At 69.0% G+C, this 2,137-nt stretch carries 1 protein-coding gene; it reads right to left on the bottom strand.

What is annotated here, in order from left to right:
• Positions 1 to 31: 31 nt before the first annotated feature.
• On the bottom strand, positions 32 to 2,137 hold a 2,106-nt coding region (locus tag Y705_RS19750), incomplete at its 5' end, for a heavy metal translocating P-type ATPase (RefSeq protein ID WP_049822713.1).

Here is a 2,137-nt window from a genome sequence, read left to right as displayed (position 1 = left end):
GGCGGGCGCCGAGCCGATTCCCAGCGTCCACCTACTTCCCGAAGCTCCGCAGCCGCAGCGAGTTGAGGACTACAAGCACTGAGCTTGCGGCCATCGCGGCCCCGGCCAGCATCGGGTTCAGCAGCCCCAGTGCGGCCACCGGGATGCCCACCGTGTTGTAGAAGAACGCCCAGAAGAGGTTGGTCTTGATGGTGCCCAGCGTCTTCCGTGAGAGCTCGATCGCCTGCGCAACCTGTTCCAGGCTGTTGGCCATCACGGTGAGGTCGGCCGCCTCGATCGCGACGTCGGTGCCGGACCCCATGGCGATCCCCAGGTCGGCCTGGGCGAGCGCGGCGGCGTCGTTGACGCCGTCGCCGGCCATGGCCACCGTGGCTCCGGCAGCCTGCAGTTCCCGGACCGCCGCCACCTTGCCCTCGGGAAGGACGCCGGCGCGGACATCGGCCGGATCGATCCCGACGGCTTCCGCCACCTGCCGTGCCACCGCCTCGTTGTCGCCGGTGAGGAGGATGGGCTTCAAGCCCAGCTCCCTGAGGCGTCGGATGGCCCGTGCCGACCCTTCCTTGACGGTGTCGGTCAGGCTCAGCAGTCCCTCGACCCGGCCGTCCACGGCCACCCACACCACGGTGGCGCCGCGGGCTTCAGCCGTCCGCAGCTCCCGGGTATGCGCCTCGGATACTGCGACGCCGTTGTCCTCCAGCCACCCGGCACGTCCGGCAACCACAAGGCGGCCTTCGACCTCCCCGCGTACACCGCCGCCGGGAGCGCTCGCGAACCCTTCGACGTCGGGCAGTGGGCCGTCGGAGACGGCACTCGCCGCCGCGGCGATGGCCTGGGCGATCGGGTGCTCACTGGCTGCCTCAAGGGCCCCGGCGGTGCGGAGCACTTCATCCTGTGTCAGGGCACCCAGCACGACGACGCCGCTCACCGACAGCTTGCCCGTGGTCACGGTGCCGGTCTTGTCCAGCACGATGGTGTCCACGGTGCGCGTGTCCTCGAGGACCTGCGGTCCGCGGATCAGGATGCCCAGCTGAGCACCCCGCCCGGTTCCCGTCAGGAGCGCCGTCGGAGTCGCAAGGCCGAGGGCACAGGGACACGCGATGACGAGCACGGCAACCGCCGCGGTGAAGGCGCTGTTGGTCTCGCCCGTGAACACCAGCCAGGCAAGGAAGGTGACGACGGCGATCCCGAGGACGATCGGCACGAACACCGCGCTGATGCGGTCGGCCAGCCGGGCAATTTTCGCCTTGCCGCTCTGGGCCTGGCTGACCAGCCGGCCCATCGAGGCCAGCGTGGTGTCGCTTCCCACGCGGGTTGCCCGGACGATCAGGCGCCCGGAGGTGTTGATGGTGGCGCCGGTGACGTTCGAGCCTGGTGATACTTCCACCGGAACCGATTCGCCGGTGAGCAGTGAGGCGTCGACGGCGCTGGAGCCGTCGACCACCACACCATCGGTCGCGATCTTCTCACCGGGCCGCACCACGAACTCATCGTTGGGGATAAGCGTGGCGGCAGGCAGTGTCACCTCGGTCCGGATGCCGTCCACCGTACGCAGCACGGTGGCTTCCTTGGCACCGAGGCTCAGCAGGGAGGAGAATGCGCTTCCGGCGCGTTGCTTCGCATTGGCCTCGAGGTAACGGCCGAGTAGCAGGAACGTGGTGACGACGGCCGCTACCTCGAAGTAGAGGGCATGGCCACCCATCATCATGCCGGGGTGCTGGGTGGCGAGCGGATCGGCGACCAGCTGCCAGGTGGAGAAGGCGAAGGCCGCTGTGACCCCGATCGATACCAGGGTGTCCATGGTGGAGGAGAAGTGCCGGGCGTTCACCAGCGCTGCCCGGTGAAAGGGCCACGCGGACCATGCCACCACGGGAAGGGCCAGCGCGAGGACCACCCACCCCCAGTGCGGAAACTGGAGGGCGGGAATCATCGAGATGAGTACCACGGGCAGCGTCAGCGCCGCCGCCACGATCAGGCGGGAACGGAGCAGGGGCGCGGCGTGCGCGTCGTCGTCGTGCCCTTGAGGAGTCTCCGGCTTCAGCTGCGCGGAGTATCCCGTGGCCCGAACGGTGTCCAGCAGGTCCTGATCAGAAATATGGGCAGGAACCCGCACCACCGCCGATTCCAGCGGCAGGTTGAC

This window comes from Arthrobacter sp. H41 (genome assembly GCF_000520535.1).
Lineage (GTDB): Bacteria > Actinomycetota > Actinomycetes > Actinomycetales > Micrococcaceae > Arthrobacter_D.
The sequence above is the reverse complement of the archived record's forward strand: the minus strand, read 5'-3'. Positions and strand labels throughout refer to the sequence as shown.